This is a genomic window from Cyclobacterium sediminis (assembly GCF_054781075.1).
In genome coordinates, this window is record NZ_BAAGVC010000003.1 from 834,866 (window position 1) to 851,293 (window position 16,428).

General features: G+C 38.4%; 13 protein-coding genes and 1 pseudogene. 5 read left to right on the plus strand and 9 right to left on the minus strand.

The genetic code is table 11. The features are described 5' to 3' along the window. The first annotated feature begins 155 nt into the window (after nt 1-155). On the plus strand, nt 156-1,346 hold the full coding sequence (fdhA, locus tag ACYVHJ_RS05840; RefSeq protein ID WP_460513407.1) for a formaldehyde dehydrogenase, glutathione-independent: 1,191 nt from the start codon (nt 156-158) through the stop codon (nt 1,344-1,346). 335 nt (nt 1,347-1,681) lie between these two features. On the opposite strand, the gene ACYVHJ_RS05845 is transcribed toward fdhA, so the two are convergent. From ACYVHJ_RS05845 to ACYVHJ_RS05855, 3 genes are all read right to left on the minus strand, one after another. Further along, on the minus strand, nt 1,682-1,936 hold the full coding sequence (locus ACYVHJ_RS05845; protein WP_460513409.1) for a DUF4197 domain-containing protein: 255 nt from the start codon (nt 1,934-1,936) through the stop codon (nt 1,682-1,684). Nucleotides 1,937-2,067: 131 nt separating this feature from the next. Beyond that, nucleotides 2,068-3,018 (minus strand): hypothetical protein, encoded by a 951-nt coding sequence (locus ACYVHJ_RS05850; protein WP_460513132.1) that lies wholly within the window; start codon nt 3,016-3,018, stop codon nt 2,068-2,070. 3 nt (nt 3,019-3,021) lie between these two features. After that, nucleotides 3,022-4,401: an MBOAT family O-acyltransferase gene (locus ACYVHJ_RS05855; RefSeq protein WP_460513134.1), complete on the minus strand. Its 1,380-nt coding sequence runs from the start codon at nt 4,399-4,401 to the stop codon at nt 3,022-3,024. Between the two features lie 305 nt (nt 4,402-4,706). Here ACYVHJ_RS05855 and ACYVHJ_RS05860 point away from each other — a divergent pair, with 305 nt between their 5' ends. Next, nucleotides 4,707-5,804: an AI-2E family transporter gene (locus tag ACYVHJ_RS05860; protein WP_460513136.1), complete on the plus strand. Its 1,098-nt coding sequence runs from the start codon at nt 4,707-4,709 to the stop codon at nt 5,802-5,804. 104 nt (nt 5,805-5,908) lie between these two features. Here ACYVHJ_RS05860 and ACYVHJ_RS05865 read toward each other — a convergent pair. The 3 genes and pseudogenes from ACYVHJ_RS05865 to ACYVHJ_RS05875 form a co-directional block, all read right to left on the minus strand. After that, nucleotides 5,909-8,557: pseudogene (locus tag ACYVHJ_RS05865) on the minus strand (DUF7133 domain-containing protein). A 121-nt stretch (nt 8,558-8,678) separates the two neighbouring features. Further along, the gene (locus ACYVHJ_RS05870; RefSeq protein WP_460513138.1) at nt 8,679-9,371 is read right to left on the minus strand and encodes an adenine nucleotide alpha hydrolase family protein; all 693 of its coding nucleotides are present in this window, start codon (nt 9,369-9,371) and stop codon (nt 8,679-8,681) included. A 120-nt stretch (nt 9,372-9,491) separates the two neighbouring features. Then, entirely contained in the window at nt 9,492-10,652 is a 1,161-nt protein-coding gene (locus ACYVHJ_RS05875; protein ID WP_460513140.1) for an MFS transporter, read from the minus strand. Between the two features lie 359 nt (nt 10,653-11,011). On the opposite strand from ACYVHJ_RS05875, the gene ACYVHJ_RS05880 reads away from it, so the two are divergent. Continuing rightward, nucleotides 11,012-11,695, plus strand: a complete 684-nt coding sequence (locus ACYVHJ_RS05880) for a spheroidene monooxygenase (protein WP_460513142.1) — start codon at nt 11,012-11,014, stop codon at nt 11,693-11,695. Further along, nucleotides 11,692-12,630, plus strand: coding sequence for a glutamate--tRNA ligase family protein (locus tag ACYVHJ_RS05885; RefSeq protein ID WP_460513144.1), 939 nt, complete (start codon nt 11,692-11,694; stop codon nt 12,628-12,630). Before ACYVHJ_RS05880 ends, ACYVHJ_RS05885 begins: the two co-directional genes overlap by 4 nt. 70 nt (nt 12,631-12,700) lie before the next feature. Here the strand turns inward: ACYVHJ_RS05885 and ACYVHJ_RS05890 are convergent, their stop codons facing one another. Both ACYVHJ_RS05890 and ACYVHJ_RS05895 read right to left on the minus strand, forming a co-directional pair. After that, nucleotides 12,701-13,408, minus strand: a complete 708-nt coding sequence (locus ACYVHJ_RS05890; RefSeq protein ID WP_460513146.1) for a Gfo/Idh/MocA family oxidoreductase — start codon at nt 13,406-13,408, stop codon at nt 12,701-12,703. After that, on the minus strand, nt 13,348-13,686 hold the full coding sequence (locus tag ACYVHJ_RS05895; RefSeq protein ID WP_460513149.1) for a Gfo/Idh/MocA family protein: 339 nt from the start codon (nt 13,684-13,686) through the stop codon (nt 13,348-13,350). Before ACYVHJ_RS05895 ends, ACYVHJ_RS05890 begins: the two co-directional genes overlap by 61 nt. A gap of 566 nt (nt 13,687-14,252) precedes the next feature. On the opposite strand from ACYVHJ_RS05895, the gene ACYVHJ_RS05900 reads away from it, so the two are divergent. Beyond that, nucleotides 14,253-15,140, plus strand: a complete 888-nt coding sequence (locus ACYVHJ_RS05900; RefSeq protein ID WP_460513151.1) for a hydroxypyruvate isomerase family protein — start codon at nt 14,253-14,255, stop codon at nt 15,138-15,140. A 116-nt stretch (nt 15,141-15,256) separates the two neighbouring features. Here the strand turns inward: ACYVHJ_RS05900 and ACYVHJ_RS05905 are convergent, their stop codons facing one another. After that, nucleotides 15,257-16,423, minus strand: a complete 1,167-nt coding sequence (locus ACYVHJ_RS05905) for an MraY family glycosyltransferase (protein WP_460513153.1) — start codon at nt 16,421-16,423, stop codon at nt 15,257-15,259. Nucleotides 16,424-16,428 lie beyond the last annotated feature (5 nt).

Below are 16,428 nucleotides of genomic sequence, written 5' to 3' on the forward strand. Positions count from 1 at the left end.
GCGCAAATAATGGGGTGGAATAAAGCTTTCCCTAATTTTTGGAGGGAATGCCCATAGGAAATGGTTGAAAAAATACACTTTATTGGATTTTTTTACTAATTTCTAAACGGAAATAGTAATTATTAAAAGCAATTTTCAACTAAACCCAAATTAATATGTGTAAAAACCACGGTGTGGCCTATTTAGAACCCGGTAAAGTAGAGGTCCAGGAAATCGATTACCCTAAACTAGCCTTAGGTAACAGAAAATGTGATCATGGGGTCATTTTAAAAATTGTATCAACCAATATTTGTGGCAGTGACCAGCACATGGTAAGGGGGCGTACCACCGCTCCAAAAGGACTTATTTTAGGTCATGAAATCACCGGAATAGTAATTGAAGCAGGAAGAGATGTCGAGTTTATCAAGGAAGGCGATCTTGTATCTGTTCCTTTCAATATTGCCTGTGGAAGGTGCCGGAACTGTAAAGAACAAAAAACTGGCATTTGTTTGAATGTAAACCCTGCCCGACCAGGCGCAGCTTATGGCTATGTGGACATGGGTGGATGGGTTGGTGGTCAATCTGAATATGTAATGGTTCCCTATGCTGATTTCAATTTATTGAAATTCCCGGACAAGGACCAAGCCATGGACAAGATCAAAGACCTTACCTTACTTTCAGATATCTTCCCTACAGGTTTTCATGGCGCCGTTACCGCAGGTGTTGGGCCGGGCTCCATCGTATATGTTGCAGGGGCAGGGCCTGTTGGTTTGGCATGTGCAGCTTCTTGCCACCTTTTGGGTGCTGCAGTAGTGATTGTGGGAGACATGATTCCTGAGCGACTTGCTCAAGCCAGAAGCTTTGGTTGTGAAACGGTTGACCTGAGAGACAATACGCCACTTGCTGATGCAATTGCTGAAATCACAGGTGAACCAGAAGTGGATTGCGCTGTGGACTGCGTAGGCTTTGAAGCCAGAGGCCATGGTGGGGATGCTGACAAAGAAAAGCCTGCTACGGTATTGAATGCAGCCATGGACATCACAAGGGCCGGAGGAAATATAGGTATTCCGGGTTTGTATGTAACAGGAGATCCCGGCGCTTCAACTGAAGCAGCCAAGGAAGGAAGTCTAAGCATTCGCTTAGGCCTGGGATGGGCCAAATCCTGCAGCTTTCATACCGGCCAGTGTCCGGTAATGAAATACCATCGTCAACTAATGAATGCCATCTTGTACGACAAAATTCAGATTGCCAAAGCAGTGAATGTGCAGATAATTTCCTTGCAGGAATCTGTTCAAGGGTACAAAGATTTTGACGGAGGTGCTGCCAAGAAATTCGTGATTGATCCTCATGGAATGATCCCGAATTGATTCAGTCAATTGGAAATTTTNCCCTGCTCCAAAAACCATAAGCTTTGAAGGCCGATAAAACCTAATAGGTTATTCTTTCAAAAAGAAACGTAATTACCGATATGTAAACTCCTTAACCATAAATCCCAAAAACACCGTAGGTGTGACATTTTTGTAGCCAAGGCTGGCAAGCCTTGGTCAAAACGATAAGCACAATCCGGTTTTGGCGGTATTGTTGCTTTTTTCTGCAACAATACTGACAAAATCACAAATGTTTATGGTTATCCAAATTTCTAGCTGTTCATTTTTGTCTTGATACAAAAACGAACCAAAAAAATCAAGGCTGTATGTAAATCTTAACGNACCCGTTGCACATCTTCGGGCAGGGCTATCCTTATCAGGTCATTCTTTAAAAAGCCATCTGTAGCAGATGCCAAATTAGCTCCTTCGGTCACGCCTTTAATGAGCGCTTCTTTAAGCCCATTGCCAACTTCATTTTCTGTAAGTGCTGATTCACTGGCAGCAGCTAAAAATTTATTGACTTCTGCTGCTGTACAGCCCACCAATGAAAAGACCAATAGTGCAAAGAATGTTTTAGATAGATATTTCATTTTATATTTTTTTTAATCTTCAAATATATAGACAACACTTCTTATTCTGAAGGCCGGCACCTAAGAAAGAGGTTAATTTTGGTTAAGGCAAAAATTCTTTAAACACCTTGCCCGCTATGCTAAGCAAAGATTCAATTTTCCCAACGGGTCATTATTTCTTGAATCAAGGTTTCTTGTCCTTTTTTACTTAAATGCCCATGGTCTATATAATTGGAAACATCTTTGGAGAAATCAAAGAATTCAGGATTATTGAAATTATAAAAATTCAACAGGCTCCCTCGATTGCTATTGGCACTTGAAAGAATATCCTTCCAATATTCATCCATTTTGTCTCTGTGAGCATTATATATCGGAAAAGGTACCGGGTGATAATAAACGAAAGTCCGTATGTTATTGGTTTGCAATAATTTCAATAGTTCTTCAAAATCTTTTCTTTGATCAGTCCTGATTTCAAACTCACTTACCTTCACATTGTCCACTTCTTCCAAAATTCTATTGGCCACATCCTCCACCTTAAATAGTGGTTCAAAAGAATTGCTCCCATGTGTATTATACTGATTTTTGGGATATTTGTTTGGCCAAAGGTTGAAATATCGGATAATAGCCAATCCATACACTCTTAATAAATTTACTGAGCCTAAAGCTTTCCAGTAGGTATCAGGATTCATATAGTCTGACTCATCTATGCCTACATTTGAGGTGACATAGGGATGGATACAAACAATGGCTTCTTCAATGTTTCCATTGTTATCGACCACATTGCTGGCCAAGGACAAGATATTGTTAATTCTTGCCCCCATAAGGCTTAGATTATAATAGTTTTTATCCTGAATATGATCGGGGTTTAAGTTGGCAGAAAGCGAGGGACCTAAGATCATCCCTTCAAAGTTTTGTGGTACAAACTCGAAAGTCATCAGGTACTTTGAAAACCTCTCTTCTCCATAAACCCGCACCTGCTCTTTGCTCTTAAAACCAAACAACCCAAAAACATCCAAAAACACATTGAGAAGCCCGAAGCCCAACATGGCTCCTGCAATACAAAGGAGTAAAACCTGAAGGTATTTCTTGAATTGTTTTTCCATAGATTAAAAGTCAAAATACAAAAAGTCATTCTTAACAATGGAGTTTAGGTAAATCGCATTGAGTAAAAACAACAAGATATTTAATATTAAATAAGTGAACGTAGGCTTCAGTCTTCTACCTAATTCTATGGCATTGGGCATAAAGAGCAATACCACACCGGCTATCCATACAGGTAAGTCATAAAAATTACTTACGAGGTAAAACCCCTCCTCACCAGACATCCTGAAAAACATGCGCTGTAACATTTCTATGGAGCCATTCCAAGATTCTGCCCTAAAAAACACCCAGGTGATGTTCACAAACATAAAGGTGAGCAAAAGTGCCAAAACCTTGGGTAAGTTCAATCCCAACTTGGTCCACTCTCTGTGAATTACAAGCGCTATTCCATGCAAAAACCCCCAGAAAATAAACGTCCATCCGGCACCATGCCAGATACCTCCAAGCAAAAAAGTAATGATCAGGTTGATGCTTGTTCTCAAATTCCCATTTTTATTTCCTCCCAAAGGGATATAGACATAATCCCTGAGAAATCGGCTTAAGGTCATGTGCCAATTCCTCCAAAACTCCTTAATACTTAATGATTTGTAGGGAGAATTAAAGTTTTGAGGAAGCCGAATATTAAACAAAAGCCCTAGCCCTATGGCCATGGCTGAATAACCACTAAAATCAAAATAAAGTTGTAAGGAATAAGCCAAAGAAGAGGCCCAGGCTTCTGCCGATCCTAAAGAATTAATATTGGCATATCCTTTGTTAGCTATAAGAGCAAAGCTGTCAGCGATTACGATCTTCTTTGCCAGCCCCATCATGAAAATAAACAAACCTCTGGACAGGTTGTCGTAATTGATTTTAGTAAGATTAGGCTTCCTAAACTGCCCCATCATTTCAGAATGGTGCACAATAGGCCCGGCTATCAATTGAGGAAAAAAAGAGACAAATAACCCGTAGGAAAATAAACTTTTCTCCTTCGGCGTTCCTTTATAACTATCTACCAAATAGGCAATTTGCTGGAAAGTATAAAAGGATATACCCAGCGGAAGAACGAGGTTTAGATAACCAACAGAGAGGTCGGGAATAAAATTAAGGTTGTAAATGAGGAAGTCAGTGTATTTGAAAAACACAATGCCTAATAAATTGACAGTTATGCCAAATACTAGTGTTTTTTTCTTTCCAGGGTAAATTCTTTTGGAGATAAAATAGTTGAATCCTATGGAAAAGAGAATCAGCGCCAAGTAAGCGGGATTCCACCAACCATAGAAAAATAACGAACAGCTAAGGAGCCAGATACCCGTGAAAGGTGATTTTAGCTTAGGGCCGAAAAAATAAAAAACTAAAAGGGTGACAGGCAGAAAGCCTAGTAGAAATTCAAAAGAATTAAATAACATTTTATTTTAAGTTCAGCTAAAAAATTTAATATTAACATATCCTTAATAGGCAAATAAGCGAAATGAAAATAAATACCCATCGAAAAGGTTGATTAATTCTTATAAAAAATTAAAGAAAACCTATCTATGGTTGATTTCAAATTTTCAGAAAATTTCATGCTGATTAATATTTTACCTAAAAGTAAATTTACGGAAATGTGATGATTTCACGAAACATAATACCTGAAAATATACTTCTTCTATTTAAAACTCTTTTTCCACTAAAATTTTTAACTATTTAACTTAAAATTGTAATAAAGATACCCATGCAACTCTCCTTCCAAAAATCCTTTTACGCACTTGCTTTTGTATTTCTCCTTTTGTTTGCCATGGTTACGGCCAAGAGTGTGTTAATATCTTTATGCTTTGCCTTATTACTATCATTTATCCTTCATCCACTGCATAACTTTTTGATGCGTAAAGGTGTCCCATTAATTCTAGCGGCATTTTTGGTTTTGATCACTTTTTTCTTGATTATAATTGGAGTGTTTACATTCTTTTCTGCAGAGATTATCTCACTTTCAGATGAGCTGAGCAATTTCAGAGATAAGTTGATGACCTTGTTCACTGATTCTATAGTCTATTTAAATGAAAATGTAAGTTTTCTAGGGAATCTGGAAAAAGAAAAAATTCTATCTGATGCTAAATCTTGGGCTAAAAGTGGCGCAACAGACCTCATAGGCACTACCTTCAGCAGTACCACTAGCTTTTTTACAGGCCTGTTTACCACAATCATTTACTGCTTTTTATTTTTGATATATAAGGATGGCTTGGTAAATGCATTTACTCGTTTTGCTCCTGATGACAAAGAGTCAGAATACCTTCATATGCTTAAAAAGATCCAGCTCGTTGGCCAAAAATACCTATCAGGAATGCTTACCTTAATCCTTATTCTAGGCTTTGCCAATAGCATTGGGTTATGGATCATAGGCCTTGACAATCCATTCCTCTTTGGTTTTTTAGCAGCCTCTCTTTCCATAATTCCTTACGTAGGAACCACCCTCGGCGCAAGTATACCAGTACTTTATGCCTTTATGTCTAAAGATGAGCTATGGGTACCTTTAGCCGTTGGGCTTATGTTCTGGCTTATTCAAGTCATAGAAAGTAATTTTCTAAGTCCTAAAGTGGTAGGGAACAGCGTGAATATAAACGCCCTTGCAGCCATTCTAAGTTTAATCGTTGGAGCATCCGTATGGGGCGTGGCTGGGATGATACTATTTTTGCCCTTTGCTGCCATGCTAAAAGTTGTTTGTGATCATTACGAGCCACTTAAACCCTTCGGCATGTTACTTGGCGACGATCAATTCAACGAAAACGAAAAGAATTCCAATTCTTGGTTTAAAAAAGTGAAAGAAATGTTTTAGGCTAGCCCAGAAAATTTGGGTGAAAAGATAGCAATCCTATCAAAACCTGAAATATTAGGTTTTGATAGGGTTGCTTGTGGCTCTCCTAGCTTTAAAGCTAAAGCTTATTTTTGTTCAGAAAGGTAAGTTATCAAAGAAGCAAATTCCTCATAGGACAATGCATTGGCCAAACCTTCCGGCATCATAGAATTTTCCAATTCCTTTCTATCTTTAATATTTTCCGTCAAAATAGTAAAAGCCTGTCCGGCAATATTTCGGATCACTATCCTTTCGGCACTTTCAGCAGTAACAAATCCAACATAGGATTTATCGTCTTTGGTATCTACCATTACGGTAGCAAAACCCTGAGATATCGAAGCATTGGGTTTTAAAATAGACTCAGCAATTTGCTCTCTACTCATAATACTGCCTATTTGCCCCATAAAAGGCCCTTTCATGGCTTCATCGGCTGATATACTGTGACAGGCTTTACATCCTTGTTTTTGGAAGATTGCTTTTCCTTTTATTGGGTCACCTTTCACCTCTTGCATGGCCAAAAGGATATCTTCTATAGAGGATTCTCCCACCTGGCCTTTTTGATTCTTAATTTTTTCCAAGTCAACTTCTGGTTCCTCAATCGTTTCTGTGACAGAAAAATCTCCACCAAATGCTGTAATTCCCATTCGGTTTTTTTCGTTGAGCATTGCAATTACATCCCGATCGCTTGAGGTCCCATTGTCCCAAATATTTTCAAACAGCTCCTTAATTTGTGCCGATCAGGACCATAGTACTGATTTATAATACGGCCCATGGGTATCTGGTCTCGTGCCCCACCACCAAGAACCATCATAAGGAGCTTCTTTGGTATAAAGTCTCGCCAATGTGGTTAGGATACCTTGTTTTAACTCTAGATCTTCTGTTCCGGCACCATTATATTTGGCAATCAGCCCTTCTATTGCAGCATTGGAGTGCATATAGCGCAAGGCCCAAAGGCCTAATTTTGAATTCTCTGTACCCACAGCATTCAAACTCTCCTTATCAGCATCTAAGGCTACTAAGGCTCTCACCGCCAAGTGAGGTAAAATAATTTCCGAGTTCGGTGTGGCATGTGGTCCCTCTTCGCCGAATGCCGGTGCTCGAAATGAATCAGGTACTTCAGTTTTCAATAAATGAGGAATGGCAGCTTTGTCTCCTATCCTACCCAAAGCGATAAGTGCAGCAGCTTTTACCCTTACTGAAGGCTCATTCAAAGCCTCAACAAATGGGGCGATGGACAAACTACTTAAAAATGCTTTTCGGTCAGTGATTGCCCGTATAACGTACTCTTTAATGGCTGAGTCATTCATCAATTCCAATAATTGAGGAACTGCCTCTTCTCCGAGAATTTGACTATAGGCATACATGGCTGCTACTCTCGAATAATCCGGTGCATCAGCATCAGTAACTAAATCCCAGGCTTCAGAAGCTGCATCTTGGCTACCTCTTTTGATTAACTCTTGCTGGGCATAAATTCTAATGGTAGCGCTATTTTCCAATAACAAATCCACCAGGTCATCAATATCAGCTGAAGAAAGGTCAGGCATTTCACTGTATTCCAAAACCTTTGGAACAATTCTTACGACATAACCTTTATTTTCATTTCCCGAATATCCGGCTCCATCCCAAGCAGCCATAAACATTCTTCCGGAACCATCTATGTCTAAATCGGTGACCTGAGGGAGTTTAAAAAACGGCGTTTCTTCTTGAACATAAGATGGACCATCTTCTGTCACTTTGTGTATAAACACTTGACTTCTGCCCCAATCCGCCATCAATGGATTGTTGTCATATTGGGCGGGCCATCGGTCGTCTTGTAAGTACAAAGAACCGGTTCCTGAGCCACCTCCTACATCAATTAATGCGGGAATAATTTCTTCTGTGAAGTTTTTAAACAATACCGGGTAACCATATTCACCGGACTGGATCTGATGGATAAAACGTATGTTCCAGCCTCCACCATCATTGGTATTACCACGTGTAAACATATTCATGTAAGGATCGATGGCAACATCATAAATATTTCTAAGTCCATGTGTATATATTTCCATTTCAGTACCATCCGGACGTACCCTGAGGATCCCTCCTCCGAGCATGGTCAATTCAGTGCCGTCTCTATCTACTGCACCGTGAAATCCAAAATCCCCAACTGCTATATATATCCAGCCATCTATCCCTAAACGAATCCCATTCGTGGCATGATCCGTTCCTCTACTCTGAAGGAATTTAGGTGAGCTGATATGCTGGATTAAAGGCTGAGAAGGGCCATCTGCGACACCATTTCCATCCTTATCCTCAAAAACAACAAGATCCATACCGGTGGCCAAACTGTCGGCCTCAGAAAACACAGTATGCAAAACATACAATTTATCTCCTAAAGAGATTATTCCTCTGGGATTATCCACCTCAGCAAAAACGGTATGGGAATCTGCTTGTCCATCATTGTCATGGTCTATTAATTTGACTATCCTTCCTTTACCTGGCGTTTTCCCTAGGGAACCTATGGCATCTACACCTACATAAACCTCTCCGTAAGGCGAAACTGCAAGACATGCAGGGCTTGGTGTTATGTCCGGCCCTGAAAAAGCCTGAACTGCTAAGTCCTCAGGCCATTCCAAGGATTGGCTCAGTGAGTCTAGCGAGGGTGAAGTTTGAGACTCAATAATTTCAACCTTTTTTTCAGGCTTACAGGCTAAAAAAGCAAGGATTAATGGTATTAATAACAGGTTTTTTTTCATTGGGTTAGATTTAGTAGAAAAAGTAAAATTATATAAAAAGCAAAACCCATCCAATAGAATGGATGGGCTTTGTGTTAAAAACACATTTAAATTTATCGATCAGCTAGGTTGGATGGATTGATTAAAGGTGCAAACCGCACTCAGTCTTCGGGCTATTGTTCCACCTTCCACTTCTATCTTCTCCGGGAACTGTGCAATGTTTACACCCAATGGAGTGGTAGCCAAATGCGATTAGGGGATGAAAAGGTAATTTATGTTTATTGATATAATCATCTCTTTCTTCCTCGGTCACATCCAGTAAAGGGTAAAACTTTAGAATCCCTCCACGATCTTCAAAGATATCCAAAGTAGCCCTGTGATCACTTTGCCAACTCATTAGACCTGAAACCCAAACAGAAAACCGTTGCTTGATTAACTCAAGGGGCTTCACTTTATTAATAGAACAACATAATTCAGGGTCAGTTTTCCACGTCTGATTTTTACTGGTAAATGCATGGTCTTCTTTTCCTGCACTGACAGATTCTACATTCAATCCATATAATTCTGTCAACTTTTCCCGGTATTCCAAAGTTTCAGGAAAATGATACCCTGTATCAATAAAATATATTTTTTGCGCTGAATTGCTTTTGGAGAATACACTTAACAATAAAGCAGAAGTTGCCGCAAAGGAACTTGTGAGCATCACATCCTTGGGGTCAAAATCCTTATACAACTGCTTAACACGTTCTTCTACTGATAAATCTCTGTATTTATCATTCAGAGATTTAATTTCTTCCTTAGAATAAACTTTTTTTGATATAGTGGACTCCTGCATACCAGATGCTTTTATTTATTATTCTACAAAACCTACCAATTTGGTATGGTATTAAATTTTCGTAAAAATAGTGATTAATATCTAAAAAACAATACCCTTACTTTTTTATGCGAAAAAGCACTAAGAGGCAATCTTTAAAGCAAAACTTTTTTTACTTACCCATACAAGAAAGGTGACCATTAAGCCAACGAAAGCCATCAAGGCAAAAGACATTTTCAAGTCTGTCCATTCTGCAATAAACCCTATTAAGGGAGGGCCTAGCAAGAACCCAAAAAAGGAAATGGTAGAAACCATAGCAATGGCCATTCCAGTAGGAAGAGAAGTTGCGTTTGCAGCAAGGCTAAAACACAACGGCACAATGGCAGCAGTACCTAAACCAACCATCAAAAACCCAACAATAACTACTCCAACCTGCGCAAAAGCAATTGACAAAATTAACCCTGTAAAAATCAAAAGGCCGGAACCCATTAGGACATTCATCATACCAAATCGATGCGACAATTTATCTGCAGCAAACCTACCTAAGGCCATGGCCCCCATATAGGATATATATCCTGTGGGGACCAAGTAAGCAGGTGCTAGCACCACTTTATTCATGTATACACCGGACCAATCAAACATGCACCCTTCACACATCATCCCACAAAAACCAATCATTCCCAATTTTACTAAAGTTTGATCTGGTTTTTTCCAAACCATTCCCTTAACGGAGCTTGATTTATCATCTATTTCCTGAACAAATCCTTTTCTGAAGGAAAAAACAACTACGATTCCAAGCAAAAATATAATAGAATAATGATGAAAAGGAGATAATGACAAATAAACCATGAGCCCTCCAACTCCTGCCCCGGCAAAACCAGCCAAACTCCACAAGCCATGCAAAGAACCTAAAATATTTCTCCCATAATCTTTCTCAAGGTTTAAAGCCTGTGTATTTAAGGAAATATTCATCATATTACCCAACATACCAAAGATGAAGACCATGACGGTTAAAAAAAAGGCATCCATAGAAACCCCTATACCTACCAGTACCAATATATACAGTGAAAGGCCCACCATTATCACCAGCTTGCTCCCAAATTTAATCACAGCCCAGGTAGCTAGAGGTAAAGCAAGTAATGAGCCTAAAGGAAGACCTAACAGGACAGAGCCTAATTGCCCTTCACTTAACATAAACTTTTGTTGAAAATCAGGGATTCTAGAAGCCCATGAGGAAAAACACAATCCTGTAAGGAAAAAGAAAGCACCTGCTGAAATCCTTCTTGTTTTTAATTGCACCATTGATTTTTTAATAATTCACAAAGGTAAGACAGTAAGCCTATGAATAACAAAAATCATTTTTAACTTTTTGTGAACAATTCGACAAACTATAATGGCAACTTTTGAGTTATTTAAAATTAAATGGCATTCCATTGAATTGCTGAGATTATCCCACGAATTTCAATAGTTGTCCATTCAAATATAAAAAGACATAGACACTATGGAATTCGTAATTGCAGGAACCACAATCGCACTCGCTATTCTTTTAATAAGAACAATTATCAAAAAAGTTTTCGATTGATACCTATGGATTTCAATTTCAACATGCGTAATATTGTTAAAAAAGATCAGCCTGTGAAAATAACCAATCTTTTTTGGTCATGAATAAAAAAAAGGAAATTGTTTCTCTTACCTTTTTTAAATACCCCAAAAGAAATCGTTGGTGGGCATTCAATCAAATGCAGTTGGCCATCTCACCATTAAAGAAAGTCCAAGGAAAGAAATTCTTTAAATTGATGGGGACCGGGGGAGGATTTGGCTTCTCACTTAAGCCGGACTTTTCCACTTATGCTTTACTGATGGTTTGGGAGGACGCCGAAGCTGCCAGAAGCTTTTATTTATCTGAAGCGTATCTTAGGTTTAACCAACAGTGCATTAGTAACTTCACCTATTGGATGCGTTGTATCCAAAGTCACGGAACCTGGTATGGTAAAAAACCTTTCAAACCTAGCCATGAAAAAACTAAGGGGCCAATTATGGTTATCACCAGAGCTCGTGTGAAACTGCACAAAGTTTTTCGATTTTTGAAATACATCCCTAATACTAGCCGATCTGCAGAAAAAGCATCCGGACTAATCTTTACAAAGGGGATAGGAGAATGGCCTATAATAGAACAAGCTACTTTCAGCTATTGGAACAGTCAAGCGCAAATGGAGGACTATGCTTATGGAACTGCACATAAGGAGGTCATCAAAAAAGTAAAAAATGAGAAATGGTATAGGGAAGAACTTTTTGCGAGATTTATACCTATTGACATTAACAAAATCCCGGAAACCAAGCCATGAAGATTACCAAAACCAGATTGGCACCAACCCCTAGTGGATACCTTCATATAGGGAATGTACTTTCATTCCTTATTACTGCCAGCTTGGCTAAAAAGCATGCCGCTAAAATACTACTTCGAATAGATGATTTGGATCAAAAGCGTGTGCGAATGGAATACATTCAGGATATTTTTGATACACTAGACTTTCTGGAAATCCCCTATGATGAGGGTCCCAAGAGCAGCAAGGAATTTATTCAAGATTATTCTCAGCTCAATCGGCTACCTATTTATAAGGAATACATTAACGAATTGAAAGAAAAAAAACTGGTCTTTACCTGTAATTGCTCAAGAAAAACCCTCTTAAAAAAACATCCCAAGAGATTTTATACGGGGACTTGCCTTCAACGAGACTTACCATGGAGTAAAAACCAAACTGCTCTTAGGTTAATAACCAATTTAACCCAAACAGTTAATATCAATCATTATACTGAAAATCAACAAGTCCATCAACTCCCGAATGCTATGGATTTTTTTGTAATCCAAAAAAAGGATACCTATCCAAGTTATCAATTGGCATCTTTGGTAGATGATATTTATTTTGATGTGGATTTTATAGTTAGAGGAACAGACCTATGGGATTCTACCCTTGCTCAGGTTTACCTTTCAAATCAATTGCTACGGCAGCAGACTTTTGATCAGACGGTTTTCTACCATCATCAATTGTATAAAGAAGAAGGAAAAAAACTATCCAAATCCAATGGAAGTTATTCTATTCGTCAAATGATCAAAGCCGGGGTAAAAAAAGAAGGCATATACCGAACAATAGGCCATTATTTGAACTTGCCTCAGGAAACAACGAATCTAGAAGAATTTTCAAGTCAATTCCTTCTTCTTATGAATCAATCATCAAAATCGGGTATCGTCAACAGTTCGCCACCTTTTAAAGCAGACTGATGCGCCACAATACCGGGAACTGTATAAGCGATGGCTTCATATATATTTATTTTGGGCATACGCTCTTCCACTATGGGTTGGATAAATTCATGGGTAAGAAAGGTTTGAGAGCCATCGTATCCACTGTTACGCTCATTTTCTCAGGAAGCATATCGGTTTCCCACCACTTGGTAACTTCATAAGGTGCTACTTTATTTATTGTATGTTCAAAACCGGCATTATCCTTCCCCATCTCCGATGCATTGGTGACCATTGTTGGCTCCGAGGAATGACCTGTAGGTAGGTAGAAGCTCATCTTTTCACCCCGCCACTCAGCTCGCTCTGCATTTCTTAGTGCTCCTTTCCAGTTCACCTCCACCCTAAATGGATGTCCTTGATCGGTTTGAAAAAAAACAGTTTCATTCCAAAATGGATTGTTATATGGGTAATTTCCAATAAGCCTTTCCCATACCCAAGGCAACTTACTTTTTTTTAATTTTTCACCTGTAACACTTACCAATAATGCTGTACAGTGTGTGGGATAATTCATGGGTGCCAACCCATGTCGCCAAGTAGGTTTGCCATTTTCAAACCAAAGAACTTCCAATCCCGGATGATTATATTCTGCTGCAGCGCTAAATATCTCGCCAAAACGACCTTCTTCATAAAATTTTCTAACAGTAATGGTCCCTTGCATGTACACACTGGTTTCTGCCATCATAAAGTTTTTCCCTGTACTTAAAACAGCCTTTTTATTTCCCGGCATTCCTGAATGGTCATTCCCAATGGAACGGCGCACAACACATGTTTACCGGCCTTCAAACTGGCTAGGGTATGCTTGGCATGATCTGAAGCAGGCGTTGCCAGAAAAACTGCATCAATATTGGGGTCCTTTAAGAGTAAATCAAGGGCATTGTATGCCTTATCACAACTGTAAGTTTTCTTTAAATGACTTCTTCTATCCTCCCGAAGGTCACTAACGGCTTCTACAATACAGTTTGGGTGTTCATGAAATTGAAATGAGGCGCCAAACCTTCCTCCCACTATTCCGATACGTATTTTCTTAGTGGCTAACAAGTCGGTTGAAAATGCATGAAAGACTCAAGCTTGTCAAGCCGGTATAAGGCCTGTTTTTTATATAAAATGTCTTCTTTTCACGGTGTTAGTTAGTAATAGTAAATAAAATTAAAATATAGCTATCAATCTGAAATGCATAAGAAGGAATAATTACCTCTTAATGGAAGAACAACCCATACCATTGCATTTCAACAACCGAAACACTAACTTAAGTAAATATTGAATTCTTATAGATAATTAATACTTAAAAACAGCAATTAAGTGGTAAACCCAAACAATATATTGAAAAAGGATGAAATTAGATTAATTAGAACTAAGAAATCTGAATAAATATTTAAACAGCAAACTTAAACAAAAACGATAGATAATTAGGCTATGTATCACTTTTCCCGAAACTTAATGTTAAGGTTTTGAAATACTCATTTTTAGGAGTATTAACTTTAAAACGTTTCCAAATCCCTACTATAACAATGAACATACAATAAAAGGAGAAAGAAAGATGACCAAAAAACTTAATACTTTACATTAATCCTCCTAAATTGCTTAACAATAAACCAATTGAACCGATGAAAAATACTAACCCAAGAAGAAGAGTGCTAAAAAAAATGGCAGGAACGGGACTAGCAGGTTTGCTGATTCCCTCCTTATCAAACAGACTGGCAGCGGCAGAGACAAGCTTACCGGAAGGCTTAAGGGGCAATGTCAATCATTCCGTTTGCAGATGGTGTTACAGTGACATTGCCTTTGAAGACCTTTGTAAAGCAGCAGTAGAAATAGGGTTAAAATCCATTGAATTGGCCGGGCCGGAAGAATGGCCAATACTCTCCAAATATGGACTAGATTGTGCAATGCCTTGGGGTGCAGGTTTGGGTATAGAAAAAGGTTGGAACAACCCTGAACTACACGATCAATTGATTGAAAGTTATAAAGAAGTAATACCTAAGGTTGCAGCAGCAGGATACAAACAGATCATTTGTTTTTCAGGTAACCGAAATGGGTTAGCGGATGAAATGGGTATAAAAAATTGTGCAATGGGTTTGAAAAAAATTATGCCTACCGCTGAAAAACATGGTATCACTATGTGCATGGAACTACTAAACAGCAAAGTAGATCACAAAGATTACCAAGCTGATCACACAGCATGGGGAGTGGCTTTATGTAAGGAGGTGGGTAGCGAGAACATGAAACTTTTGTATGACATTTACCATATGCAAATAATGGAAGGAGATGTGATAGCCACCATTAAAGAATCCCACCCATATATTTCCCATTACCATACAGGTGGGGTGCCCGGCCGCAATGAAATAGATGAAAGTCAGGAGCTATATTACCCTGCGATAGTAAAAGCCATATTGGCTACAGGGTATTCAGGATATATTGGGCAAGAATTCATTCCAAAAAGAGCAGATAAATTGGCTTCCTTACAACAGGGAGTAGAAATTTGCGATGTTTGAATATAACACTCATGGGTACAAAAAAGAGCCCTGTTTTTTACTTTTTAGTTTCAATAGTATAGGCATAAAAAAAGGCGTTGATTAACAACGCCTTTTTTTATGCTAAATAGAACCTATCAATTCATATTGATCTTATTATCTGAGAATATATTTTTTTCAATAGAAGGTTTTCTCTTGGGTTGTTTCCTTTTTTTACGATTATAATTCATCTCTGAAATAAGAGGTCCTTTCTTACAATTATCTTTAACTTTCTGTAAGGTTTTCTTATCCATCCATATCCCTAAAAATGTAGCAATTAATACAAGAACAGGAAGTAGGATATGATCATTTAATGCATAACCAAAAAATACTATTGATATGAAAGTCAACTTCACAACCACTAATACCAATGAGACCTGGTCATGTTGTAAACCCATTCTAAGTAAAAAGTGATGAACGTGGCTTTTATCAGGTTTTAAAGGAGATTTTCCATTTTTAGTTCTTTTTATAAATATTCTAACAGTATCATAAATCGGGACAATTAAGAAAGCTAATCCAGCTGAAAAGGGTGCATTTAATTTCAATCCCTCCCAAGGAGCCATTAGGCCAGATTTATCAATAAATAAAATCACCAATACGGTCAAGCAAAACCCGACACTTAGGGAACCTGTATCCCCCATGAAGATTTTTGCCGGATGCCAATTAAACACAAGAAAAGCTAAAATGCCCCCTACCAATGTGAAGGAGATCAAACTGTAAGAAATCATTCCAGCAGTGTAGAACCAAAATCCTAGAATACTTAAGGTTACCAAACTTAGTGAGCCGGCTAGACCGTCAGCACCATCTATTAAATTAAAGGAATTGGTAAGCGCTAAAATTGCAAAAAAAGTTATGCCCACACTGATAAGGTAAGGGATTTCATATACTCCCATAAAGCCATATAAGCTGGAGATTCGAATATCTGCCATTACGATTACGAAAAAGGCCGGTATGGATTGTCCTATTAACTTTTGTACCGCTGTTAACTCTATGAGATCATCTCTTAAGCCAACCGAGAACATAATTGCTAATGCGACTAAAAAATAACGGGTTTCAACGATCTGATCAAAGCTTAACCAAGCAAACAATCCTACGAAAGTGGCAAACACGATAGCAATACCACCCATTGATGGGATCTTGCCTGCATGAATCCTCCTTCCGCCTGGAGTTTCAGTAAAATTGATCTTTTTAAGTATCAAAATCAGAACAGGAGTCATTAAAAAACCAAAGAAAAATGAAGTTACTGTTGCCAGAAAAATGTTCATAGTAA

Bases quoted from the DNA above. Each gene is read 5' to 3' on its own strand.
- ACYVHJ_RS05855 (WP_460513134.1), bottom strand. From the start codon at position 4,401: ATGTTATTTAATTCTTTTGAATTTCTACTAGGCTTTCTGCCTGTCACC.
- ACYVHJ_RS05875 (WP_460513140.1), bottom strand. From the start codon at position 10,652: ATGGTGCAATTAAAAACAAGAAGGATTTCAGCAGGTGCTTTCTTTTTC.
- ACYVHJ_RS05850 (WP_460513132.1), bottom strand. From the start codon at position 3,018: ATGGAAAAACAATTCAAGAAATACCTTCAGGTTTTACTCCTTTGTATT.
- ACYVHJ_RS05900 (WP_460513151.1), top strand. From the start codon at position 14,253: ATGAAAAATACTAACCCAAGAAGAAGAGTGCTAAAAAAAATGGCAGGA.
- ACYVHJ_RS05880 (WP_460513142.1), top strand. From the start codon at position 11,012: ATGAATAAAAAAAAGGAAATTGTTTCTCTTACCTTTTTTAAATACCCC.
- ACYVHJ_RS05870 (WP_460513138.1), bottom strand. From the start codon at position 9,371: ATGCAGGAGTCCACTATATCAAAAAAAGTTTATTCTAAGGAAGAAATT.
- fdhA (WP_460513407.1), top strand. From the start codon at position 156: ATGTGTAAAAACCACGGTGTGGCCTATTTAGAACCCGGTAAAGTAGAG.
- ACYVHJ_RS05885 (WP_460513144.1), top strand. From the start codon at position 11,692: ATGAAGATTACCAAAACCAGATTGGCACCAACCCCTAGTGGATACCTT.
- ACYVHJ_RS05860 (WP_460513136.1), top strand. From the start codon at position 4,707: ATGCAACTCTCCTTCCAAAAATCCTTTTACGCACTTGCTTTTGTATTT.
- ACYVHJ_RS05905 (WP_460513153.1), bottom strand. From the start codon at position 16,423: ATGAACATTTTTCTGGCAACAGTAACTTCATTTTTCTTTGGTTTTTTA.